16 protein-coding genes and 1 pseudogene are annotated in these 20,075 nt (G+C 44.7%); 7 read left to right on the forward strand and 10 right to left on the reverse strand.

Annotated elements, in window-relative coordinates; all coding sequences use genetic code 11:
* Positions 1–126 precede the first annotated feature (126 nt).
* Positions 127–1,008 (forward strand): annotated as a pseudogene (locus F6K46_RS20600) (IS630 family transposase); the annotation flags it as partial.
* Positions 1,009–1,089: 81 nt separating this feature from the next.
* On the opposite strand, the gene F6K46_RS20605 reads toward F6K46_RS20600, so the two are convergent.
* From F6K46_RS20605 to trmB, 9 genes are all read right to left on the reverse strand, one after another.
* Positions 1,090–2,037 carry an Rpn family recombination-promoting nuclease/putative transposase gene (locus tag F6K46_RS20605; protein ID WP_293066431.1) on the reverse strand — a complete coding sequence of 316 codons (948 nt, stop codon included), beginning with the start codon at positions 2,035–2,037 and terminating at the stop codon, positions 1,090–1,092.
* Positions 2,038–2,378: 341 nt separating this feature from the next.
* Entirely contained in the window at positions 2,379–4,556 is a 2,178-nt protein-coding gene (locus F6K46_RS20610) for a serine protease (protein ID WP_293066434.1), read from the reverse strand.
* Positions 4,557–4,687: 131 nt separating this feature from the next.
* Positions 4,688–6,133: an ATP-binding protein gene (locus tag F6K46_RS20615; protein ID WP_293066437.1), complete on the reverse strand. Its 1,446-nt coding sequence runs from the start codon at positions 6,131–6,133 to the stop codon at positions 4,688–4,690.
* 84 nt (positions 6,134–6,217) lie between these two features.
* Positions 6,218–6,745, reverse strand: a complete 528-nt coding sequence (locus tag F6K46_RS20620; protein WP_075905355.1) for a tetratricopeptide repeat protein — start codon at positions 6,743–6,745, stop codon at positions 6,218–6,220.
* Positions 6,738–7,499 (reverse strand): transporter substrate-binding domain-containing protein, encoded by a 762-nt coding sequence (locus F6K46_RS20625; RefSeq protein WP_293066439.1) that lies wholly within the window; start codon positions 7,497–7,499, stop codon positions 6,738–6,740. The genes F6K46_RS20620 and F6K46_RS20625 overlap by 8 nt, the downstream gene beginning before the upstream one ends.
* A 416-nt stretch (positions 7,500–7,915) precedes the next feature.
* Positions 7,916–8,269, reverse strand: a complete 354-nt coding sequence (rplT, locus tag F6K46_RS20630; RefSeq protein ID WP_008186586.1) for a 50S ribosomal protein L20 — start codon at positions 8,267–8,269, stop codon at positions 7,916–7,918.
* 65 nt (positions 8,270–8,334) lie between these two features.
* Positions 8,335–8,532 carry a 50S ribosomal protein L35 gene (gene rpmI / locus F6K46_RS20635; RefSeq protein ID WP_075905359.1) on the reverse strand — a complete coding sequence of 66 codons (198 nt, stop codon included), beginning with the start codon at positions 8,530–8,532 and terminating at the stop codon, positions 8,335–8,337.
* Positions 8,533–8,598: 66 nt separating this feature from the next.
* The gene (locus tag F6K46_RS20640) at positions 8,599–9,891 is read right to left on the reverse strand and encodes a hybrid sensor histidine kinase/response regulator (protein ID WP_293066443.1); all 1,293 of its coding nucleotides are present in this window, start codon (positions 9,889–9,891) and stop codon (positions 8,599–8,601) included.
* 126 nt (positions 9,892–10,017) lie between these two features.
* Positions 10,018–10,659, reverse strand: a complete 642-nt coding sequence (gene trmB, locus F6K46_RS20645) for a tRNA (guanosine(46)-N7)-methyltransferase TrmB (protein WP_293066446.1) — start codon at positions 10,657–10,659, stop codon at positions 10,018–10,020.
* 360 nt (positions 10,660–11,019) lie between these two features.
* On the opposite strand from trmB, the gene F6K46_RS20650 reads away from it, so the two are divergent.
* A complete protein-coding gene (locus F6K46_RS20650; protein WP_293066449.1) occupies positions 11,020–12,129 on the forward strand; it encodes a metallophosphoesterase in 1,110 nt (369 codons plus the stop codon).
* A 55-nt stretch (positions 12,130–12,184) separates the two neighbouring features.
* Here F6K46_RS20650 and F6K46_RS20655 read toward each other — a convergent pair whose 3' ends face one another.
* Positions 12,185–14,347 (reverse strand): FecR domain-containing protein, encoded by a 2,163-nt coding sequence (locus tag F6K46_RS20655; RefSeq protein WP_293117293.1) that lies wholly within the window; start codon positions 14,345–14,347, stop codon positions 12,185–12,187.
* Between the two features lie 592 nt (positions 14,348–14,939).
* On the opposite strand from F6K46_RS20655, the gene F6K46_RS20660 reads away from it, so the two are divergent.
* The 5 genes from F6K46_RS20660 (at position 14,940) to F6K46_RS20680 (ending at position 19,914) form a co-directional block, all read left to right on the forward strand.
* A complete protein-coding gene (locus F6K46_RS20660) occupies positions 14,940–16,118 on the forward strand; it encodes a hypothetical protein (RefSeq protein ID WP_293062462.1) in 1,179 nt (392 codons plus the stop codon).
* A gap of 43 nt (positions 16,119–16,161) precedes the next feature.
* Positions 16,162–16,290 carry a hypothetical protein gene (locus F6K46_RS20665; protein ID WP_293062460.1) on the forward strand — a complete coding sequence of 43 codons (129 nt, stop codon included), beginning with the start codon at positions 16,162–16,164 and terminating at the stop codon, positions 16,288–16,290.
* Positions 16,291–16,572: 282 nt separating this feature from the next.
* Entirely contained in the window at positions 16,573–17,964 is a 1,392-nt protein-coding gene (trxB, locus tag F6K46_RS20670; protein WP_293062458.1) for a thioredoxin-disulfide reductase, read from the forward strand.
* A gap of 94 nt (positions 17,965–18,058) precedes the next feature.
* Positions 18,059–18,943 carry an ABC transporter permease gene (locus F6K46_RS20675; protein WP_293019411.1) on the forward strand — a complete coding sequence of 295 codons (885 nt, stop codon included), beginning with the start codon at positions 18,059–18,061 and terminating at the stop codon, positions 18,941–18,943.
* 83 nt (positions 18,944–19,026) lie between these two features.
* The gene (locus F6K46_RS20680) at positions 19,027–19,914 is read left to right on the forward strand and encodes an ROK family protein (RefSeq protein ID WP_293062456.1); all 888 of its coding nucleotides are present in this window, start codon (positions 19,027–19,029) and stop codon (positions 19,912–19,914) included.
* The last annotated feature ends 161 nt before the right edge of the window (positions 19,915–20,075 follow it).

Raw genomic sequence — 20,075 nt, forward strand, 5'->3', positions numbered from 1 at the left:
CAGTTGCTCGTAATTTTGCGCTGAATATCTATCGCTCCAATGGCTTCTCCAATATGGCTCAAGCACAGCGATACTGCCAATTTGGACTAGACACACTCAAGCGCATTTTTAGAATGAAATAGCCCTGGAAGAATAAGTTACTTAAAACCCGAAGATAAAGTTAAAATAATTCAGTGGCTTAAAGAAAAAGACTATCTGAGATTATCAGACTTAAAAAACTATTTACTTCATGAATATCAGGTAGTTTATAAGTCTGATCAAAGTTACTATTCTTTATTCAAAGAAGCCAAAATAAGTTGGAAAAAGACTCAAAAAAATAATCCAGCAAAAAATGAAGCTTTAGTGGAAGCAAAAAAAGCGATGCAGCGCGGTCTTGGGGGTTTCCCCCATGAGCGACTGCATCAAGAAGAAGAAATTGAAAATAAATTAGAAAACTAGCACTCGGATATAAAGGCTGGAAAGCTGGCAGTGTTTATGATTGATGAATGTCATCTTCTCTGGGGAGACCTGTTAGGTTATGCTTGGGGAAGAACAGATAAAAGAATACAAGTTCCTATTAAAAATCCCAAAGATAGACAGACATATTACGGAGCCTTAGATTATCAAAATCAAGAATTTATAATGAAAGAGTATTCGGCGGGAAACACAAAAAACACTATCGATTTTATCAACTATTTACAACGCCAAAGACCAGGAAAAAGATTAGCTATATTTTGGGATGGTGCCAGTTATCATAATTCTCAAGAGTGGCGAGAATATTTAAGTAAAATTAATCAAAATTTATTAGAAGAAGACTGGCTAATAACTTGTACAAAATTTGCTCCTAATGCTCCGGAACAAAATCCCGTAGAAGATATTTGGTTACAAGGAAAAAGTTTCTTAAGAAAATTTAATCATATTTGTAGTTCTTTTAAAAGAGTAAAGTGGTTATTCAAGTTTTTTACTGATGGTCAAATATTTGATTTTCCCAAACTTTTTAAGTATGGAATTTTGCCACAACCTATTTAGGATTGCTAGAATAGGTCAGGTTGTGGGATATCAAAACTGGGCAATTCCAGGACTTCAAGGGGTATCAAGATGGGTAGGAGTTTATAAAGATTCAATCTCTTCCCGAGAAAGTTGGGTGATGTTCATAATAGTCTCCACATCTAAACCTTGTTCCCGGCAGGAACGTGCTATCGCTATTTTTTCTTCTTTTTTTCCTTGTTGGATACCTTGTTGAAGGCCTTGTTCGATCCCCTCTTGTTTTCCTTGTTGGATACCTTTTTCCATACCTCGAATTTCTGCCTGTTCCACTTGCCATCTCGTCTCAAACTCTTGGGTACTGAGTATACTGGCTTCGTCACGCTTATTTTTTAGGTAACGCTCGTAAGCTGCTCTTTCTTGTTCTGATAAATTAGTGACTCGCAGCGCCTCCTTCGCTTCTTCTATTCCTTTGGCCGAAAATTCCGTTTTGATATCGCTGTTTTTGAGAAAATAAATCCATTCATCTAAGCTAGTTTTCGCTAATTCCTTAAAATTATTTACTTTCAGCAGGTAGTATTCTGGGAAGATATCTGCTACTTTGTTGATGTTAAATTTGAACTCCTGAGTTTTGGTCGGTTGCAGGATATCCCCAAGATTAGCCCCAACAAACTCTCCGCGATAGGAATAAATATAGTCATCCCCCATCCCCAAGTTAAAGTAGACTATATTAATTGAATATACTTTCTTAATTTCACCATACTCTTGACCTTTTCCTAAGTATTCGGTGACTAACTTAGACGCACCGTAGAGCATACGGTGGAAATAATCGTGTTGAGGGTTGTTTTGTACTTCAATCAGGACGAGCTCGCCATCAGTGGTTTCAGCGAGAATATCAACTCGGTTGGTTTTATCATCGAGTGTCTCTTGATTAGCTTCGCTTTCGAGAAGGGTTTTGATGGTAATATCGAAATGCAATAACTCGCTTAAAAACCCTTCCAAAACACCAAAGTTAGCTTTATTACGCAGCAGTTTTTTGATTGCCCAATCAAAGCGAATATGTGTGTCTGGCATTGTCTTGTGCTGGTGCTACTGTTCTCGATTATCTCGATTATAGGTAAATTTTAGGCTGAGGATGCCCTGTGCCAAGAGAACGGGGAACCGAAAGAGGGGGAGACAGGGAGATATCGAAAGTCTAGGAACGATTTCATCAGCTTTTCGAGTATCCAAATCAAAATTTGGACTAAAAATATGACTCATGACAATGTCAATTACTTAACCACATTCAGTTGATTCTATTACTTCTATAGCAGTACGCATTAAGGTTAGGACAACTCTTACTTCTAATACCTTGTTAGAGTCAACTTTTGCCTTCTGCCCTCAGCATAGCTGCCTTGCCCGTAGCGCTATATCACTCAGGTTTTTTGTGCCAGGGCAAACCAGCGCCGGATTAACTCTACCTGGAAGCGATAACCTTCATCCTCTTTCTCTATTAGCTCACGCCTCAAGAGCAAGTTGAGAGTGCTATCGAGTTCATTGGGAAACTTACAGGATAAGGCTTCTCGACTTACTATCGACCCTTCCCCCTCTGCCGCAAGGAAACATAGCACTTCTAGCCCAGCAGCGTCTACTTGGTTTGTTTCGATATCAGCAAAGAATAAGCTACCACGTTCTAAAGCTTCTGGTATTGCGGCTTCAACGTCGGATAGCTTAGCCAGCCTGCGAACCGTAGGTGTTTGCTCATTCTTAAGTGCAACAATCTCAGCGCAGAGGAGTTGCACTAGAAAGGGATGACATCGGGTAAGTTCTAGCACGCGCTGAAGGGCTTCTGGCTCATAGCGTAGAGCAAAATCCTTGACAGGTTGCTCAATCAACTGGCGTGCTTCGGCTTGTTTCAGGTAACTAATATGTATCACCTGGACATTGATCAGATAGCTAGCCCAGCGCTGAAATTCCTCTAGAGTATGGGAGCCAGCCAGTAAAACTTTGAAGCGGGGACGGTGCTGGATTAAGTTCCGTAGCATACCTAAAACGTCCTCTTCCTCAAAACGTCCTTTGGCTATAGCCCTGTCTAGAGCTTCAAACTCATCTAGAGCAAATAAGACCGTATTTTTTTCAAGTGCTAGCTCGACATCATCCAGCCATTCATCAAAGCGAGTGAAGGGATCTGCCTTTAGTGCATCCCGAGTCAAAGGCAGCAGAGTTATGCCTCGTTGCCTTTTAGCTAAGTCCACCATTTTTCTGGCAATGTTGTAGAGAAGACCAGCATGGTCGGTTGCCCGTGTAGCTGGTCCTTGTAAGTCCACAAATAGAGGGACAATTGTATTGGGGAGCAGGCGTCCCAGGTTGTAAAGTAGGGAAGTTTTCCCCATGCGCCGCTGACCGTAGAGGAGCAAGGGTGGTCTGCGCTGGTCTAGCAGCAATTGCTCGATTTGAGCAGTAATGTCAGTCCGCCCAATGAAGATTGCCTGCTGTTCTGTCAGAGGAACTCCAATAATGTAGGGAGAGTCAATTTCTTGATGCAGTTCAGCTGTTTTTGCCAGTTCGCGCACATGATTGGTTAAGATTTCACGCCAACTGTTGACTATCGGACGGAAACGCTTGGCATACCTGTCACTGCTGCGGTTCAACTCTAGTGATAACCCATTTAGGCGGTCTGCAATACCCGTAAGGGCTAGACGCTGGTTATAGGAACTTTCCTGATTCAGAGCAGCATTTACATCCTGACTGATCCGACTTAAGCTGTGCAGCAGGGGACTGGCTGAACCTTCCAATTCGCTAGTGATTAGGCTACGGTGAGTATGTCTAATCGATTGAACATCTGTACAGTTTTCTAATTGTTGGGCATCCTGTTCGAGTTGCTTTACTTGATGCCTTGGTAAACCCAACTGTCTGATCCACACAAAGAAACCTATTAGCTGTTTTTGAAGTTGGCGAAGTCCCACATAGTGGACATTTCCTTCTTTAGCTAAGGTAGGCCAGGCTTTAATTAGCTGGGTAGTAGGAATCATGAAACCGGCTTTGACATCTGATCTTCTATGTTCGGCTCCCACGCACATTCCAGTGACCCCATTCAACTTCACATCCCAAATCGGTGCGCCACTAAAGCCAGGCTCAAAGTCATAACCCGCTCCTGGCGTCTCCATTTGTACCCACCCCTTGGCTTGCGCCCCCTTCATAACTCCGGAGAGCCATACGCCATGATCATGGCCCCTTGGAAACCCAAAAGAAAGGAAGCGATGCCCCCATAAATCCTCTGCCACAACTAGTCGTACAGGTCGAGCCTTATCTGGGGGAGAATTCTCTAATTTCAGTACTGCAATATCTTCTATGTCCTGATCGGCATCAACAGGTAGCCAGAAAACTACCCGAGCTATGATCCTCTTTTTTGGTCTTAGTAGGGGAAAATCGATGTAGATTGGCTGCTCAGGCAAATTTTCTGCATTAATCATTTCTGGGACTATACCTAGAGCACTCATAATCACATTGAAAGTGGTGAATACATACCTCTTAGACACTAAAAAACCAACACCGACAATGTCACTGCCAAGATCATAAATTCCCACAATAGAAGTCTCTAGTGTTGTTTTCATTCAATCACTCTCGCTTTCAATCAGAATTTTTCTTCTTGAGCCAGTTGCACTCCAATCAGCAGTAATCTGGAGTGCTGTATAAATCAATCAGTCTAGGAATTGCAGGGAACAGTTAAGTGAAGTGATGACCCCTATAATAAGTATCGAAATGGTTTTATCTGTCTTAGTCCCTCTTCTCGCCATTGATCATCGGTTTCGTTATCTTCTATGGTGAAAAGGCGTTCTCGACAGAGGATTTGCAGTAGCAGTGGCCAGCGTCCACTTTGGTTCAGAATCCATTCTCTGTCCTCAACAGGGAAGGAAATGGGGGAGCTAGCTATCAATTCCCGGGCTTCTGGCTCTTTGAGCGGTCCTAGAGTGGTGGTGTAGCCGAAAATGTTGAAAAAAGGTGAACTGTGACCGGTGTGGTGAGCTAACTCAATTGGTGATTCCGGGGTTGCTAACACAAACCCTAGATTACCTTCTGTGTAGTTGGTTGCCAAGGAGCGCAAACTCTCCCAGAACTCATCATCTAACTCTGGGCACCGTTGTAACCCTACGCCAATCTCATCCATTAGAATTACTGTAGGCCTGTTGAGGTTGTCACTGACCAAGTCCATGAAACAATCCAGGTCACAAGCAGCAGGCACTGGAATTCTCAAGCATTCTAATATGTAGGCAAGCAGTCGTTCTCTGCTTGCCATGCGCGAGTCTTGGAAGTCTATAAATATCCAGCAATAGTTTTCTGGATTCGGCAACCAGTCACTCTTTTGACCAAGACGTAACTGTTCTGACGAGGTGGTGGTTATATTTTCTAGATATTTCAGTAGAGAAGTCTTACCACTGCGCCGTTTACCAATGATGGCAGCATTTTGCAGGGGATGGTGTTTCAATAAGTTGAAAAGACGTTTTATTTCCCGCTCACGTCCGAAAAAGTTGCGAGGATGAGTGATGGGGGGACCAACGATAAAGGGTGAGGGGTTATCGACGGTTTTTAATAATGCCCTAGGCTTCTTTTTCGTAGATGCTTCAGCAGGTAAGAGTGCTGGATGGCTCTGTTCTATTATTAGTTCAGCTATTAGTGTCCGCATGCCCTCTGCTGTGGGTAGCCTTTTTAGCTGTTCTTGGATCTTTCCTATTTTTTGATGTAAGCTTTCTATCTGCTGGAGTTCTAGAACTTGAGCAGGTGTCCGCGTGAGTTTGACAATCTCGATAAAAACAGCGGTAAATTCGTACAACTCTTGACGGGGGTTAATTCCTAGTTCCCTAATCTCATCTCCCAATGTATTCCAATCGAGAAAATTCTCGGTTTCTTGAAGGATAATTGAAAAGTTATTTTCAGCTAGTGCTTGGCGGAATGCCTGTTGGATATCTTTTTGCCGGAAAAGTTCGAGGATTGGCTTAGGTTTGCCAACGCCGTACTCGACAAGGGCGTATTGGTAAACTCCAGAAAAATCGGCGGGTGGATGATCGGGATCTAGATTAAATTGCTTTAGTAATTTGATGAAAAGCTGATGGCGCTCAAGCTTATTCTTGACAACAGAAGTTCCTAAACCTGCAATAGCGCTAATTATTGGGTTAAGGTGGACTGGTGTCATAATCAGTTTCCTAGATGGCTAAATTGGTCATTTTGATCATAATCACCATAATTCATGCTTAATACTTGATAATTCTGACTTTATTCATGCTGGTGTAACCAACCGTTTTCGGAGGGATTCTGCTCGACGCTTAGCGGTAGAATTCTTGGGGTCATATTTGAGCGCTTCATCATAAGCTTCTAAGGCCTGAGCAATTAATTGCTTGCGCTCGTAAACATGACCGAGATTGTTGAGGGCTGTGACATATCCAGGCTCTTGCTTCAAAGCTTCTTTGTACTGGCGAATAGCGAGATCATACTGTTCTTTGGCACAGTAGGCAAAACCCAAAGCATTATAGACAGGAGCAAGGTTTTCTTGGTCAGCATCCGTGGCTTTCAAGGCTTTTTGAAATAGCAAGATAGCTTGACCAAAGAGCTTCTTGTCGGCATAAATACTGCCCAACTCGTAATACTCTATAACCGTTCCCCGGTCTTTTTGCAGCTTTTTCTCCAACCGAGAGAGAGTGGTTTCAATTTTACGAGTTTTGATAACTTGGAACAGCACCGCGACAGTAACACCAGCAAGTAGGACTAGCAAAACTGACAGATAAATCGTTGGCAGTGTATCATTCATAAGGTTTGACAGTTTTTCTTCTTAATGGTAATCCCCAAGCAGTTGCTCGTTGAGCTAACCAACCATCTGCTTGCCAACGTGCGATCGCATTATTCACGCGCTGCTTTAGCTTGGTGTATTGTAACCCCTTAGGCATGACCACACACAAGGCTTCACCCGAGAGCCACACTGGTAGCATCCGATACTCAGGATAGTCTTGTACCCAGCCACTTAGAATACTATTATCAGCAGCAAAAGCATCAGCTCTACCATTTTCTAAAAGCGATCGCGCTTCTTGGTAGGAATCTACTCCCACCACCCTAGATTCCGGTAAAGCAGACTGCACTACGGCAATTGTGCTAGAATGATTGAGTATGGCGATGGTTCTAGTATGGAGATCACCCAATCTGGTAATTAACGGGTCTTTAGTAATCAAACCCGTGCCATCCAGGTAGTAGGGGATACTAAAATCCACCAATCGACGGCGAGGTGCTGTGGCTGTGACTCTAGCAATTGTCAGGTCAACTTCACCGTCCAAAACCACCTTAAGTCGGTCAATATTTCCCACCTGCTGCAACACCACCGCATCAGAATCACCTAAGAGTTCTTCTGCTAGACGTCGTGCTAGGTCAATCTCCAATCCTTGTAACTTGCCATCGGCATCCCTATATCCCAAAGGGCGCAGATTATCTTTGACACCAACAATCAACTGACCCCGCTGCTCTATTTCCTCAAGTTGAGCACTCCGAACCCGTAACGGTGTCAAAAAAGACATCGCCGTCAATCCGAAGACCATACCAAATTTTAATAATTTGTGCTTAAGCATCGGTTGGGGAATCGAAATTGGGAAAAAGGTAAGCTATCGGTCGTGGTTTTTGGGATTTTCCTGAAAAAACAATACCAAATTAAATACCAAATCAAATACCGATTTAATACTAATTAAAGATACTAATTAAAGTCGGGTTGGATTGTTATTATAATCTATAATAATCAAAAGAACCAAAGGTGATTTTTACCCCCGACCAGCCTTACCCTTAAGGATTACCCATTTACCCAATAACCCGAGTTTTTCAGGTTGCTAAGCATTCAGCTATCAGCGATTGGCCTCGGCCTATGGTCACGCTACGGGAATGGCCAAAAGCTGATGGCTGACCGCAGACGCCCGTAGCGTGCGCGTAGCGCATATGATGGTTACTCAGCTTTAGCCGCTAACTCCACCACTTTGTTAAAGCTATCTGGATCCAGCACTGCCAGCTGTGCCAACATCTTGCGGTTAATTTGAATATTGGCTTTTTTCATTTGACCCATCAGCTGGCTGTAGCTAATGCCATTTTGACGTGCTGCTGCGTTAATGCGAGTAATCCACAGACGTCGAAAATCCCGCTTGCGCTTGCGGCGGTCACGATAGGCATTCCGCAGCGCTTTCATCACTTGTTGGTTAGCAATGCGGAAGAGTTTCGAGTGGGAACCTCTGAACCCCTTAGCAAGTTTGAGAATTTTTTTGCGCCGCTTACGAGCGACATTACCGCGTTTTACCCGTGTCATGGTTAATTCTAGCTCGTGTGTTTAGTTTAGTAGTAGTGTTAGCAGTTATGGTCTACTGTTAAGATTTACATATAAGGCAACATCAGGCGAACATTATCCGCATCCCGTTCGTCTACCAAGGTCAGCTTAGACAAGCGCCCCTTCCGTTCTGAGGTCTTGTGTTCTAGTAAGTGATTTTTAAACGCTTTGCGGCGTCTTATTTTACCACTGCCAGTAGCTCTAAAACGCTTGGCAGCTGCTTTGCGGCTTTTTAGTTTAGGCATTGACGGATTATAATAATGGCACAATTTATTATTGTATACCAATTGCTGCGTAATTAGGTGACCGTCTTATTCGTCTTCTGATAAATTCTTGGGCAAGGTGATGGTAAAGGTTGTTCCAACACCCACTTCACTTTCTAAGTGAATCTTACCACCGTGCAAGTCTACACAACTTTTGACAATTGATAACCCTAGTCCTGTTCCTGGGATGATACCCACATTACTGGCACGACTAAAAGACTCAAACAATTTTGCTTGGTCTTCTTGAGGGATGCCAATGCCTTGATCAATTATCTGTAAGATGACTTTCTCTTCATCTCCATTTAGCTGTACTAAAATAGTACCACCATCGGGAGAATATTTAATGGCATTGGAGATGATGTTAGTGATAATTTGTCGAAGAATTTTGGGGTCTCCTGATATTGCTTCCCAGTCTCTTACACTACTAAATACAAGGCTATGTTTAGCCCCAATGCTTGATTGAATCGGGCAGACTAACTCCTGACAAAATGTTACTAAATTTAGAATAACTGGTTTGAAGTCTAATCTATCGAATTCCGCTTGATTAATGAATAATAAATCATTGACTAGGGTCGTCATATGTTTGACCGCAGCTTGGATCCGCCAAAAATGTTTAACTTGCTGAGAATCATTCAATCGATGACGGTACTTTTCTAGGAGTTCCACAGAGGATAGAATTGTCATTAAAGGTGTACGGTACTCATGGGATATGGTAAAAATAATCCGAGATTTCAGGTCACTGACTTCTTTTTCACGATCCAGTGCTTCACGCAATTGCGATTCCAAGTTGCGTAGCTGTTCTAAGTAATCTCTTAGTTCTACGGTGCGAGCTTGGATTCTGGTTTCAAGTTCTTGATTGAGGCTTTCTAAAGCAGCTTGAGCGGAAATGCGATCGCGAATTTCCTGTTGCAGCAGTTGATTTTGCTCAATGAGTTGTGTTCGTAGCTTGTGCAGAGTCAATTGATTCTCCACACGGGCTAAAACTTCCTCAACCTGGAATGGCTTGGTGATATAGTCAGCACCACCAACAGCAAAGGCTTTGACCTTGTCCCAAGTTTCATCCAGAGCACTGATAAAGATTACTGGAATTCCCTCGGTTTTTTGATTAGATTTCAGCTGTTTACAGACGTCATAGCCATCGATCTTTGGCATTATAATGTCGAGTAAAATCAAATCCGGTGGATCACACAATGCTGATTCCAAGGCAAGTAGTCCATCGATCATGCTCCTAACCTGATAGCCTTGCTCAATCAGGATCGAAGATAGCAGCTGCAAATTGGTTGGTGTGTCATCCACAACCATAATTTCTGCCTGAGTTGCCTCAGCTTGATGGTTATTCATGCTTTAATTAGGAAGAGCGAACCATAGGGGAGAAGCAAATTGGGCAGGAGCATACAGACCAGTAGCCCGCTGATCTGATTGAATCAGAAGGCGGTTTGGCTACCAGTGTTCTTACTCCACTATTCGTTAAACATCATCACGGCGAAAGAACAACATTCGGTACACAGGTTCACCACGAGCGAGGGTGGCAATTTCCCGTTCAGTAGGCACTGGGAGGGGATTGGTTGGCAGCCAAGCAGTCTCTGGCCGGTAGAAGGCTCGATGAGCATCGAAGCGCGATCGCATTTCCACTGCCACTTCCTCCACATCCGATTGTAGAAAGACCTCTCCTCCACTGGTCAAATAAGTTCCTAGAGTATCAACCAAGGTGGGCTGCACTATACGTCGTTTGGCTTGTCGCTTCTTGAACCAAGGATCAGGAAATTGAATAGTGACGCGCTGCAAGGCACCATGGTGCCAAGAGCTCAAGAGTGAATCTATAGAACTATTAGCATTACAGAACAAAAATAGGAGATTGCTCAACCCTAAATCCACCACCTTAGTGTTGGCTTGTTTTACCAATGGTTCCCGAATTTCTAAGCCCAAAAAATTCCAGTCGGGTTGTTGTGTTGCCATCTGCAATAAAAATTCCCCTCTCCCGCAGCCAATATCCAGATGTAATGGTTTAGTAGTTTGGGCATAAACTTGATTCCAATCCGGAGCACTCACCGGCATCTGATATTGCTTGCTAAGTGGATTAACGTGTTGTCGCACTCGAACTCTAGCCAACCTTAGCACCTCCTTACTTTACTCAGGGGATGGGGGATCAGGGATTAGGGGTTATATCCCTAATCTAGTTGTAAATGTGATATCTAGGTGCGCGCCTTAAGCGGGCGAGTAAATCGCCCTTGGGTCGCACCTCAATGAAGGCAATTCCGACTCATCTGTATTTATCCTAAATGTAATCTTTAAAGTTTTTTATAGACTAAAGCCTAATTATGTCAGGCTAAATTAAAGATTATCCATTATTGTTTAGGTGAGCAGTTAAATGTAACCTAAACAAGGAGTTGTAATGGTATAACAGCAAACGTCATGAGCGATAATTTTAATAATAATTAATCTAGGGTTTAATCAAGAAAAGTTTTAGCTATGAGTTTAAATTTTCGCTTTGCCGTGGTAAGTGACCTACATATCGGGTTACCCCAAACCATCTGGGATCATCCCAATCGGTTTCATTTGGTAGAAGTTAGTATTCCAGTCCTAGAAAGGATTCTGGAGGATTTAGAGCAGAAAGCCTTGGATTTCCTCCTCCTACCAGGAGACTTAACCCAGCATGGTGAACCAGACAATCATGCCTGGTTACAAAAGCGATTGAGCCAGTTGCCTTTTCCAGTGTACGTCGTACCTGGAAATCATGATGTCCCCAATATCTTACCCAATGAACACTCGATTGGACTAAAGGAATTTCCTTACTACTATCGCCAATTTGGTTATGAAAATCCCGAGCAGTTGTACTATACCTGTGAAGTTTTGCCTGGAGTACAGCTGATTGGGTTAAATTCTAACCAGTTCGATACCGGTGGTAAACAGGTAGGGCGTCTTGATCAGCAACAGCTGATCTGGCTTGAGCAAGTGCTTTCCCAGTGCCAGGATAAATTGGTGCTGGTGATGGTGCATCACAATGTGATCGAGCATTTGCCCGATCAAGCTAACCATTCCTTGGGACATCGGTATATCTTGGAAAATGGTCCAATATTACACAATATTCTCAAAACTGCTGGGGTCAATCTACTCTTTACAGGTCACTTGCATGTACAGGATATCGCCTATCAAGAGGGAGTCTACGAAATCACCACAGGTTCATTAGTTAGCTATCCTCACCCCTACCGGATATTGCAGTTGTGTACCGATAATCAAGGAAAAAGATGGTTACACATAGAATCTCATCGAGTGGAGTCAGTCCCTGGTTGGGAAAACCTACCCCAGATATCTAGAGAATGGATGAGCGATCGCTCTTATCCATTCATGGTGAAACTCCTGACTTCTCCCCCCTTAAATTTACCGTTACCAGATGCCCAGAAACTTGCTCCGAGTCTACGCTACTTCTGGGCTAATATTGCTGATGGTGATGCTGTATTCAACTTTCCTGAGTTTCCTACCCCAGTTCGTCGCTATTTTGAGTCATTTAGCTGCCATACCAGTGATGGTAAACCTGCTCTGATTGATAATCAGACCACTCTGTTGCTGACAAAAAACTAATGACTAAGACGGCTTTTCTTGAATAAATTCAAGCAGTACAACTAACGTCATAAGTTCAGAGATTTCCTCGACGAGGAAAGCCATCCTCTACTCCTTGACCTCGACGAGGAAAGCCATCCTCTACTCCTTGACCTCGACCAGGAAAGTCATCCTCTACTCCTTGACCTGGATCGGTTAGTAGCACAGGAATTTCCGGTTCCGGTTCTGGTTCCGGTTCGGGTTCCGGCTCAGGTTCCGGCTCCGGCTCAGGCTCAGGTTCCGGCTCAGCTTCGGGTTCCGGCTCGGGCTCGGGATCAGGCTCAGGTTCGGGTTCCGGTTCTGGCTCGGGCTCAGGTTCCGGTTCTGGCTCAGGCTCGGGTTCCGGCTCAGGCTCAGGTTCTGGCTCAGGTTCTGGTTCCGGTTCTGGCTCAGGCTCGGGTTCCGGCTCGGGCTCGGGATCAGGCTCAGGTTCGGGTTCCGGTTCTGGCTCAGGCTCGGGCTCGGGATCAGGCTCAGGTTCTGGTTCCGGTTCTGGCTCAGGCTCAGGCTCGGGTTCCGGCTCAGGCTCAGGTTCTGGCTCAGGCTCAGGTTCCGGTTCCGGTTCCGGTTCCGGTTCTGGTTCTGGTTCTGGTTCCGGCTCAGGTTCCGGTTCAGGTTCCGGCTCAGGTTCAGGTTCCGGCTCAGGTTCCGGTTCAGGTTCGGGTTCTGGTTCCGGCTCGGGCTCGGGCTCAGGCTCAGGCTCAGGTTCCGGTTCTGGCTCGGGTTCCGGCTCAGGTTCCGGTTCCGGTTCCGGCTCAGGTTCCGGTTCAGGTTCCGGCTCAGGTTCCGGCTCAGGTTCCGGCTCAGGTTCCGGCTCAGGCTCAGGTTCCGGTTCCGGTTCCGGTTCCGGCCCGGGCTCAGGTTCTGGTTCTGGTTCTGGCTCAGGCTCGGGTTCTGGTTCTGGTTCTGGTTCCGGTTCCGGCTCAGGCTCAGGTTCTGGTTCTGGTTCTGGCTCAGGCTCAGGTTCTGGTTCTGGTTCTGGCTCAGGCTCGGGTTCCGGTTCTGGTTCTGGTTCCGGTTCCGGCTCGGGCTCAGGCTCGGGTTCCGGTTCTGGCTCAGGCTCGGGTTCTGGTTCTGGTTCTGGTTCCGGCTCGGGCTCAGGCTCGGGTTCCGGTTCTGGATCCGGCTCGGGTTCCGGTTCGGGCTCCGGCTCCGGTTCGGGCTCCGGCTCGGGTTCTGGTTCCGGTTCCGGTTCCGGCTCAGGTTCCGGTTCTGGCTCCGGCTCTAGTGGTTTGTCAACGTCTTCGGGATCCAGTTCAAGAGTTTCATCCTCCTGCTCAGTGTTAAGAAACTCACCCGTTTCCAAGGTAGACCTAATATCTAACTGGTTAACCTGATCAGTAATATCGGCATTGGAATTCTCAGAACCCACATCTTGATCGAAGACATCAACACTACCATCAATCACACTAAAATCAGCACTGGGAAACTCGTCCGATTCACTCCCCCGAATACGAACGAAAGTAGGATTAACTATTATGTTGTTGCCAATAATAGGATCTTGCCCGTCTAGAGCATCTGCAATTTCTCCTCGCACTAAATCCAAAGCTTTATCTGGACTATCCGCCGCTTCTGTCTGGGTCAAATTCAGCCCTTTTACTAATTCACTGGTTTCATAAAACTCTTTGAGGTCAAATTCATAAACCTGCTCAATTTGATCCTCTATCATAACCACGATCTGCCCAGCTTTTAATTCCTGACCTTGAGAACGAGTGGGATTATAGACCACAATACCGCTATTGGTCAGAGCTCCAACAATTGTTGTATCGGTCTCAGAGATATATCGGATGAATAGAGCTGACCCCCTAATCCCAGCCACGGCATTGGGTGTACGCACTCGAGTTTTACCCCGATCTGGAGGAATTAACAGCAGCAGTGTGCCATGGGATAGCTCAAAGGTACGACTGCTAGGTAAAAATCGAAAGACAGCTAACTCTCCCTGTCGGGCTAGGGAACCATCATTGAAGCGCAGTTGAGCCATGGAGGAGCGAGCTGTTACCAGTGCATCTCCTATCGTCATGGCATCAGATCGACGGGCTGGTCGAGCTGACTCATTTTTAGGAATCAATTGCACTCGGTTACGTAGCTTCTCTACCACAGCACGAGTTAAGGGAATTTCGGCACTGACTGATTTAGAAAAAATTAGTGAATTAACGCTCCATAGAGAAATGGAAAGTACTAGGACTGTCTTGCGAAACACGGGGCAACTCCAATGTTGAGAGTTATTAAATTGTGGATTTTTGATGCAAGGATAATGCCATTCCACGAAATATACCTAGGGTCTGTCTCCACCGATCCAAAATCTGGTGTAGGAGCGTTGGCGTTGCCTTCTCGAAGAGTAGGTACAAAAGTCTCCTATACGAGATTCTGTAGGCTCTAAGTCAAATCAGGATATTTTTTACTCAGAGTAATCGGAAATACAGCTTGGTCAATCCTGAAAACACCGCTGGTGGTTAGTAATTATTAGCTGGGAGAAAAATCCCCTACCTACATTGATCCATTTTGGGAAGCTGTTGCCCATTTAATTTGTCTATTTTTTAGTCAAGGATAGGTGAAAACCCCAAACTCCTTTCCCATCCTTCTCTGTGAGCCTGTTTCCTTGCCAATTCAATCTATAAATTAGATTGCTCAAAGCTTAGCAAAAACTATTTTATATAAATGAGTATTACCATGAATATTACAACGTCATGATTGAACTATAGGATTGATTTTTAAATTTTCTCAAAGATAAATTATTGTTTATTATCCTAAATGATTTTTTAGTAAATTAACGATTAGTTTTTTAATTAAATATGGTCTCAAAAACTAAAAATTATCACGACAAATATGAGGAGGATTCGGTTCCCCAGCACCAGATTAAAAAAACCTATTTAGCCACTTTGGGACATCTAATTTTATTAAGTACACTGACAATCAGTAAACCAGCTTGGTCTGGATGTCACCCCATAGACAGTATTTCCCATCAGCCAGCAGTCAGTTTAGTTTTTAGTGGTACAGAAAACCAAGCTAATACTGATCAGGTAAAACAGCATTGTACTCCTAATTTATATAAAGTTAAAATCGGGAGTAGTGGAGAAGTACTATCTTCCTTTGTTGTTAGTGAGCGCTCATCGGGTTCTAGCTCAACTAAGGTAGTTGACAGGTCACAGACATCTCAAGCTAAACCTGCTTCTGGAGATAATAGTTCAAACTCAGATTCCAACGCTAATGATGGAGACCCGGAACTGGGGGTGCTCCGTTTGCGGCTCCAAGAAAAACCACCGACTCCCCCTAAACCTACAGTATATTTACAGGGTAGAGTCAGTTATTTCAGAAGCGATAATATTTTCGCTGGAGTCGATCCAGTTGATGATGGTCTGTTGAGACCAGGACTAACCCTATTAGCTGTACCATCCCTCGGACCTGACACTAAGCTCATAACCTCAGTAAGTGGTAATATAGTGCGTTATGGAGATAGATCCCAACTTGATTATAATCAACTGAAAGTTAACCTAGGAGTTCGTCAGAAGTTATTGAAAAGAACCTATGGGGAGTTAGGATGGAGCAATCAACAGTTATTCAAGCAAGAGGGAGGCGATCGCTTCGCTCATTATAATTCTGTATATCTTAGACTCAGCCGACGGGATTGGTTAGCAAAGGACTTAGCCTTAGATACGTCCTATAAGTTAACGCTACGTTTTGCTGATCCAGACACACGCTCTAAGATTAGTAATGTTTTCAGAGCATCTTTAGCCTATTACCCCTACCCACGATTTAAAGCAGCTCTTAATTACCAACTTGCTTTATCTGACTATACAACACGGTATGATAACTATCATCAGTTAATTGGTCGTGTCAGTTATAAAATTTCTAGCAATAGTCAAATTTATTTGTATGGTGGACAAAGTTTTGGTTCTTCGTCCAATTCCAGAATTAATTTTGATGGGACAGTATTCGGTACAGGGATGAGTTTTAATCTACCTCTGTTTTGAGGTAAGCATTCAGCCGTCAGCCGTCAGCCGTCAGCCGTCAGCCTTGTGGCACAGGCTTTGGCCTTGGCCACAAGGCCACGCTACGCGAATGGCCACGCTGTGCGAACGACGCTGTGAGGTAACTCAGCATTATTCCAATGCTTACTTATTTTATTCCAAAGCTGATAGCTGATAGCTGATAGCTGAATGCTTACGTTTTGAGCAATTCAGTTTGTCAGCTAGTGGTGCGTCTCCCCATCTCTGCAAAGCGCCCCTATTCACAATTTAAATGTGTCAAAACATTAGGTAATTTGTATAGCGCTACGCGCAAGTCAGCAAGGTTCTTGCGTCAGAAGTCAACAGTAAGCTAGACTCACGTTTCGGAGTTTAGGAATATCCTAATCTTAATGCGTAGTGCTATATATGCTATAATGAATTATAATAAAAGCGTAGTCGTCATGAGTTCGTGTATCAGATGTCCAACTCCCCTGTAGAAAATCTTGTGATCATCGGTTCTGGTCCTGCAGGTTACACAGCAGCGATTTATGCCGCACGAGCTAACCTGAAACCCTTAATGTTTGAAGGCTTCCAAGCGGGAGGAATCCCTGGTGGACAGCTGATGACTACCACAGAAGTAGAAAACTTCCCTGGCTTCCCAGAGGGAATCACCGGACCTCAATTAATGGAACGGATGAAGGCTCAAGCAGAACGCTGGGGCACTGAATGCTATACCGAAGATGTGATCGTTGTAGACTTAAGTCAGCGTCCCTTTACTGTGCGCTCTGAGGAACGGGAAGTAAAAACCCATAGTATTGTGATTGCTACCGGGGCAACAGCGAAACGGTTGCATTTACCCAGGGAAGCTCAGTACTGGAGTAATGGTATCTCAGCTTGTGCCATCTGTGATGGTGCATCTCCCCTTTTCAGTGGTAAGGAAGTGGCGGTAGTCGGGGGTGGTGACTCAGCGGCAGAGGAAGCTGTATATTTGACCAAGTATGGTTCCCATGTTCATCTGCTAGTACGTCGGCATGAGATGCGAGCTAGTAAAACCATGCAAGACCGGGTGTTGAATAATCCCAAAATTACTATTCACTGGAATACTCAGCCAGTTGATGTGTTTGGAGACAATGGTTCGATGACTGGCGTAAGAGTCCAGGATACTGAAACTGGTGAGGAAAAGGATATTTCAGTTCGCGGGATGTTTTACGCTATTGGTCACACTCCTAACACCTCCTTGTTTAGAGGACAACTGGAGTTAGATCAGGTGGGTTACATTGTTACCAAATCCGGTTCGGTGGAAACCAGTGTAGACGGAGTCTATGCTGTTGGTGATGTCCAAGACCATGAGTTCCGTCAAGCCATCACTGCGGCTGGCACAGGTTGTATGGGGGCTATGTTAGCAGAACGCTGGCTATCTGCCCATAACCTAATTCATGAGTATCATCAACAACCGGCATCAGAACAGCAAACGGCTGAAAAACCTGAAGAAACTGAAGAAAAAGTAGTAGCTGAGACGGCGGAAACCTTTGATATTAATGAAACACGCCATCTGGGGGGCTATGCCTTGCGTAAACTGTTCCATGAAAGCGATCGCATAATCATGGTCAAGTATATTTCCCCCAGTTGTGGTCCTTGTAAGGTTCTCAAGCCCATGCTGGATAAAGTAGTAGATGAGTATAATGGCAAAATTCACTTTGTCGAGATCGATATTGACCAAGACAGAGAAATAGCTGAAAATGCTCAAGTGGTGGGAACACCTACCGTACAGTTATTTAAGGACAAAGAGTTCCTAGCGGAATTTAAAGGAATTAAGCAAAAGAGTCAGTATCGTCAAGCCATTGAACGCTATTTACCAACTACTGTTTAAGAGATAGGCAAAAGGCGAAAGGCAAAAGGCAAAAGGTTCACAAGATTGTTTACCTGATCAGTATGATAAATGCTATCAGTATCAAGGATGAAGGATGACCTCAACCAAACAATCATTCCCCAGCTTTTTGTCTTTTACAAGAGGGCCTAGTCTATCCATCAAACTAATGGTAGCAGGACTAGTGATTACTGGGTGCTTTATCGTAGTAGCCATTTTCGCTCCCACCTTTCAAGCTTGGGGATGGCTACAAGACCCTACCCAGTCCCTCAGTAATCCCATTCATGAAGCACCGAGCTGGAATCACTGGTTTGGTACCTCTCGCCAGGGTTATGATGTTTTCTCTCGCACCTGGTTTGGCTCTCAAGCTGCTCTAAAAGTAGTCGTTCTCGCTACCACCCTCAGCCTGATCATTGGTGTCCCTTTGGGGTTAATCAGTGGTTATCTCGGTGGCAAACTCGATCGGGTATTACTGTTTTTAATGGATACGATCTATACCTTGCCAGGACTACTGCTATCGGTGACTCTGGCCTTTGTAGTCGGTAGAGGAGTCTTCAATGCTGCGATCGCATTAAGTATTTCCTATGTTCCCCAATACTATCGCGTAGTCCGGAATCACACCACTAGCGTCAAAACTGAATTGTTCATCGAAGCCGCTCAAGCCCTGGGGGCTTCCCCTGGTAGGATATTATCGCGCTATCTATTTCTCAATGTGATTCAAAGTGTACCAGTTCTATTTACCCTCAACGCCGCTGATGCGATTTTAATCTTGGGAGGACTGGGATTTTTAGGATTAGGATTGCCAGAACAAACCCCAGAGTGGGGTCATGACTTACGTCAAGCCCTCGATGCCTTACCCACTGGGATTTGGTGGACAGCGCTCTTCCCTGGTTTAGCCATGACACTGATGGTGGTAGGATTGTCTTTAGTAGGAGAAGGATTAAGCGAGTTGATTAATCCCCGATTTCGTCAGAAGCATTGAAATTCAATAAAACCCTCTTGCCTTTTGCCTCTTGCCTTTTGCCTTTTGCCTTAAAATGACTCACGACGAATGACTCAAAACTAATGACTCAAGCCATAGGCGTTGATTTAGGTGGCACTGCGATTAAGTTGGGACGCTTCCGTGAAGATGGAACCGAACTGGAGTCTCTAACAGTAGATACACCCCAACCAGCAACACCAACAGCGGTGATCGAAGCAATAGTAGCAGCAATCTCTCGTCTCGATACCAGGGAAGAAGTAATTGGTATCGGGGTTGGATGTCCTGGCCCTGCTGATGTTGCTGGTAGAATTGCTAAAGTTGCGATTAACCTAACGGATTGGCACGATGTTCCCCTAGCCGATGAGTTAGAAGCCAAAGTCGGTTATCCCACAATTCTTGCTAATGATGCTAACTGTGCTGGTTTAGGAGAAGCTTGGTTAGGGGCTGGTCGTCGGTTTCGGAATTTGATTCTACTCACCCTAGGCACAGGGGTAGGAGGGGCAATCATTTTCGATGGTCAACTCTTCACAGGTCATCTCGGGTCTGCTGGGGAGTTGGGCTTAATTAATCTATATCCCGATGGTCCCGAGGGTAATAGTGGTAATCGGGGTTCTCTAGAGCAATACCTTTCTATTAGGGCAATCCGAAGCAACAGTGGCAAAGAACCAGCAGAACTTGGTAAATTAGCCCAGCAAGGAAACCAGGAAGCCTTAGAATTTTGGGCAGATTACGGACGCTTATTAGGGATTGGGCTAACTAGTTTTATTTATCCACTGACACCAGAAGCCATTATTATTGGTGGTGGCATCAGTGCTAGTGCCGAGTTTTTCTTGCCAACAACTCTAGCAGAAATAGAGCAACGAGTTTTGCCTTCCTCCCGTACTGGTTTAGAGTTACTTAAAGCAGAATTAGGGAATCGTGCTGGAAGGGTGGGAGCAGCACGATTGGCTTGGCAAAAATATGTGAAATGAAGAATTTAGAATTTAGAATGAAGAATTTAGAATTTAGAATGTAGGGTGTGTTAGGGGCGGGCTTGCCCTCATGTTAAACCTTGACTAGCAGTGTTGGGAGAGTCCGTCCGAAAATTGTAACGTCAATTCTTATCCACTGTTCCCTGTTCCCGTCTTGATGC

Origin of the sequence: Moorena sp. SIO3E8, from assembly GCF_010692445.1 — a bacterium.
GTDB lineage: Bacteria > Cyanobacteriota > Cyanobacteriia > Cyanobacteriales > Coleofasciculaceae > Moorena > Moorena bouillonii.